Origin of the sequence: Hoylesella timonensis S9-PR14 (assembly GCF_000762405.1) — a bacterium.
Lineage (GTDB): Bacteria > Bacteroidota > Bacteroidia > Bacteroidales > Bacteroidaceae > Prevotella > Prevotella timonensis_A.
In genome coordinates this window covers 1-5,370 of sequence record NZ_JRPQ01000250.1, presented here as the reverse complement: position 1 = coordinate 5,370, position 5,370 = coordinate 1, and the positions used below count along the sequence as shown (strand labels likewise).

Sequence of the window (5,370 nt, the reverse complement as noted above, 5' to 3'; positions counted from 1 at the left end):
TCGAGAAACCTGCAAAATGGAATATAAGTCCTTATATAGGTGCGGGACTTATAAGGCACAATAACCTGAAGGAAAACTCCTTTGCTTTTTCATACGGTATTTTGGGAAGTTACAATTTAACTGAACGTATCAGTTTGTCCGCTTCCTTTGACGGAATAACAGCCAGCCAGAATTTTGATGGATATGGCGAGAAGGGGCGTTTTGGTGACAACCTTCTTTCAGGGAGTATCGGGCTTACCATAGGCATTGGTCATTTGGGCTGGAAAGCTAAGAANAAAAGATTGATNGCTGTAAATGATGAATNGTCACGGNTTCCNTTAACCTATCCACGCAACAATTACAGCGGTCTTAAATCCCTTCANGAAAGAATTGCNGCAGGNAATACAGATAGNACAAAAGAAACTGTTGATGANAACATTGCCATGTTTGATGCTCCTATTTTGTTTTTCTTCAAACGCAATACCACGCAACTTGTCGACAGNCAACAGTTAGTNAATATTCCAGAGATTGCCGCTGCCGTTAAGGAGTATAACTTGGACGTACGTATTGTCGGTGCTGCNGACAGCAAGACTGGTTCACCAAGGCANAACAGAAGATTGGCCATCAAACGCTGCCGTTATATTGCCAAACTGTTACTAAACGCTGGAGTGCCTAAGTCGAGAATGACGGGAGCAAGCAGAGGTGGTATCAATCTTTACAAGCCTTATACTGCCAACCGTCACACCTGTGTTATCCTTTATAGACAAAAATAAGAAGTACTAAAACAAAAGAATATGGCTATTTTAAGAAAAAACATCAACTATGGCGTTACAGATATATCACAGCGTCTTCAAGACACTCTCAACGCCAACGGTATGCAAGCGCACATCGCCATGACACAGACAGGTGACTATGAGCTTGTCACTTTGTCGCATAATTCATCAGAGCCAAGACGCTATCCTCTCAACCAGCAGCAGGTTGAGAACCTGATGAACAGTGGGACAAATGCCTGGGATAAGAAAGCCTACAATACTTTTGTTGACATCGTTAAGGAGGATTATTACATTCCTGGATCGTTTGTTGCTGCTCGCAATGCTAACAGCCCTATCAACATGGGACTTGACGGACACCGTCTTGCTCATGGAGAATATGGTTACAGAGAACCACATTTCTTCTTCCCCTTTGAAGGACCGAGATACGGACGTTTTGACAATATTATAGATGGCTTGATAGGACTTGTCCACGGTGGACGTATCAGGCGTATAGATGACAGACCCTTCTATGCCAGCAGCGCACCTGTTGTTATAGACCGTCCTGACGGACGTTTGCGTCCCGGAGAGATGAAAACTGGTGCCTATGGTTTCTATGACAAAGGTGTGAAGCAGAAACAGGACGTTCTTCAGTCCATGAGTATCAGTGAACAGCAGAAGCCCAAGGTTGAAAGACCGAAGGGACAGGCTGTACCCCTTGACTCCATCAGTTCGCCAGTTTATATGTCAGCCCAGAAATTCCAACAAGTATTGTCTTCACACGGAGTTGTCATAGACGAAAAAAATAACTTGCTGACCATCAAGTCCGCCTCCGTTCCTACCAATCTCGAATATAAGTTAAATCTTGATGAGACTAAGAAACTTATGAATGAGAAATTTAAGTACAGCGATAAGAAGGGCGTACACAACAAGGACGGTGTGTCCGTGAATGAACGCCTCGCCATATTAAATGCCGTCATAGGGAAAGACTTTGCCGACAGGATAACCATAGAGATGCTGAACAGCAAGGATTATGTAGACATCAAACTGAAGCCAGAAGTGGAGAAAGAATTAGGGGTTCATCAGGAGGTAGCCAATCAATATATGGCATCCAAACTTGATATCATAGATATGAAAGACATGCGTGAGGACTACCGAAGCGGCTTTATAGACAGCTGGAACTCTATCGGTGTCGTTGATGGGCGTGTCCTTAATCCAAATGAAGGTTTTTATCTTCCAGTAAAGGACGGACGTGCTGTTTCTGTCGGTGAGATTCAAGTGTCACCTGTCAATGATGGCAAGGGAGCAACCACGTTTCGTATGACCGCCGTAATCAACAATCAAGTCATGGCACATGACATATCCAAAGAGGACTACATTAAGTTCATCAACTATAATGACGAGTACCGTCTGAAGCTGTTCGACAAAGTATTTGATGAAGTAAAGATAAAGAGTTCTTCCAATGGTACTTTGGAGGACCCTGTGCGTTCTGGAAGGATTGAAGAAGCCAACGGTGTTGCCGTATTGGGCGGTCGTTACAACCTTGTTAATGACAACATCACTGCCGCCATTATGGGAGCAATGGCTTACAAGGANAANATTTCCGGCGAGTATATGCTGAATATGCGTGAGAGTAAAGATATTGGCATGTGGTCATACAAAATCACCGAAGAGCAGTATCTTGCTTTCAAGAATGCGGATGATGNGGGAAAGGCGAAACTACTTTCCACCATCATTCCNATAACTGATGAGAAAAAACAACCCCTGTCAGTCGTCAAGGAAGTTCAGTTGCCTCTTTCTACTACAGAGAAACGCACATCTTCCTATTCCGAGAATGTTGATATAAAAGATTCGNTGGAAACCGAGGTAGAAAAGAAGTACAANGAACGTATGGCAGATGCNCTGAACAGAACGATTTTCAAAGATACGGAACATATCAAAGCCACAGCCCTATCAGAGTCGGATGAAAAAATCGTTTCCAAGAGCGAAAGGATTTTGGTAGCTGAAGGCAAGAGCCAACCCACATTGACTGAATTGCGTCAAAGCGTAAGGATTGCCCTTAACGGAGAGGCTAACGTAAACGGTGAGTCCTTGGAGAATCTGAAACCAAACAAGGAATGGGTCAGGAGCGGTGGACATGGAAGGGCAACCGAAGTCGGAGATATAGCCGTGGAGCGTCTGCGTGACGCAGAAGGAAAGATAATAGAAGGGAAGTACAAGATGACCGCCGTCATAGACGGCAATGTCTTTTCCCACGAGATTACTCAAAAAGATTTTGATAAGTTCCGTGCCATCAATGACACCCAGCGAATGAANCTCTTCGATAAGATTTTCCCAGAAGTGGAGATGAAGACAAAAGCGGGACACGGCTTTAACTTGGGAGCTGCTATCCTTGCTGCCGTCTCNGTGGGAATGGATGTTGTTGGTTCTGTTATGGCAGAGCCACGTTTCCGTCCTGAAATTTATGCNAGCCGAAACGTATTTTCCAAGCCCGGCGTTGTTTCTCCCGAAGCGGTTTCTGCGGCTCTTTACGAGTCAGAGAATGAGCAGCTTAGAAGAGGTCCATCTGAAGGCAGAGGTATGGGTATTTAACCACTCACAATATTCGCTATATGCTCAATCATGAATTTATGCCTTTCCAAACGGTAACAATTCGTCCCCACTGGGGGCAGTTCTGTATCAATGAGCTGCCTGGGATATTGCTNTGCCTGGCAAGTTTTTGGATAAGCAAATTTATGGAGTTTCGTTTCCATGAGTTTTTCATATGGCCAGCATTGTTTCTTGNTTTCTATCTGTTTTTCCAAGTGGTTTATATGGCAAGGATCGAATATGTCCTGACAGGGGAACAGTTAATCACTCTNCATGGNTTGTTTTCGCANTCAACGGACTATATCGAGCTTTATCGTGTTGTCGACTATCGGCAGCATCAGTCGTTGCCCCAGCAACTGTTTGGACTGAAGACCATCACCATCTATTCTGGAGACAGAAACAATCCACAGCTGGATATGATNGGTATTAAGGCAAGGATGAATATTGTCGATGAGATACGTCAACGAGTCGAATTTAACAAGAAAAGAAAGGGTATTTATGAAATTACAAACAGGCTTTAAGCGCATTTCAATTTTTATGTTTCTTCTTTTAGGAGCTATAACAGCATCAGGACANGGACTAACGCAATCCAATCCGCTTGAATACGCAGCTATTGCTGGAGGTGAGGAACGTCTTGCCAGTCAGATAAAGAAACAGTCAAGAGCTATGGCAGCCCTTGCCATAGAGCAGGCAGCCATGACACGTGCCAATACCAAGATGAAAGAATGGGAAAGTAAATACAATTCTTATTTGAAGACTGTGTCAGGTTATGCTTCAGCCATAAAAGCCGCCACTACGCTCTATGCGGATGGATTACAGACGCTTACCGCACTATGGGAAGTCCACACAGCTTGCAGAATCAATCCGCAAGGTATAGCTGCTTCTGTGTCGATGAATAATCTCTATATGGAAACGGCAGCGGAGTTTATCCGTACATACAGGATTTTGAAAAACATACTTGCCAAGGGAGGAGAAGGCAACATGCTCAACGGAGCAGAAAGGACACAGCTCGTGTGGAACTTGAATGATAATTTAGAGCGGTTGAACAGAAAGCTCCGTAGGCTTTCGGTGAGTATAACCGTACACTCTTTTGATGACGTGTGGAACAGAGCAATTAGCGGAAAAATCAACAAGAGCAATAAAATGTTGGCCGAAGATTCATCCAAGCGAATGCGCAGAGCCATCAGTAATGTTGCTAAATTCTATAAATACAGACAAACACATAAGCCATGGGGACAATAAAGAGCGTTTATTTCAAGTTCATNGGCATCGTTGTAGCTATTCTTTTTACACCAAGCCTATTTGCGCAGAGTGGCCCTGATCCTGTCAGGGCGACAATGTTTTATAATTATGCCAAACAAGCGAAAAAGGCTTTAATGGCACAGGATGCCTTGTTGTGTGCGAACCTCACGGGGCATAAATATCTGAACGAAGAAGTTGCTGCTACAACAAACTTCCAACGACAGTTCAATAATTATTTGAACCAGTTTGATGACATCCTGACTGTGGCTGCTAACATCTATGGTATTTACATGGAGGTGGATGAAGCACGGAAGAATCTCAAGGTTGTCCAAGGGATAGTCGTGCGACAGCCTGCTAACGTTTTGGCGGTTGCCCTATCAAGGTCAAAGAATAAAATTTACACNGATCTTATTGAAGAAGGNTTGAAACTCGCAGCCGATGTNAAGCAGGTNCTTCCACTNAAGAAGAACAAGGACAAAAATGCAAAGATGACACAATNCGAACGGCTCAAAGTGATGGATAANATACGTGTNAATTTGCGGACACTCAACCGGAAGCTCCGAACATTAAGCCGTTTGGTTCATTACACTACAATAATGGACTCATGGTACGACCTAAAAGGTACAGGAAAGGAATACCAGCCACGTAAAATGGCAGCTGTAACAAAGGACTGCCTACAGACTTGGAAGAAACATGCACAAAGCGTAAAATATTAAAAACAATGGAAGAAAGCAAAGAAATACAAGGCACATATAGTATTTTCAGGACAGCCATATACGTATCGCTCCTTTTAGAGTTCTTCATGTATGCC

The 5,370-nt window shown here is 43.6% G+C and carries 2 protein-coding genes; both read left to right on the top strand.

Features of this window, described 5'->3' with window-relative positions:
* Positions 1 to 422: 422 nt before the first annotated feature.
* The gene (locus tag HMPREF9304_RS15330; RefSeq protein ID WP_445236347.1) at positions 423 to 752 is read left to right on the top strand and encodes an OmpA family protein; all 330 of its coding nucleotides are present in this window, start codon (positions 423 to 425) and stop codon (positions 750 to 752) included.
* A gap of 2,588 nt (positions 753 to 3,340) precedes the next feature.
* Complete coding sequence (locus HMPREF9304_RS15325; protein ID WP_036929682.1) at positions 3,341 to 3,838, top strand: PH domain-containing protein; 498 nt, start codon at positions 3,341 to 3,343, stop codon at positions 3,836 to 3,838.
* The last annotated feature ends 1,532 nt before the right edge of the window (positions 3,839 to 5,370 follow it).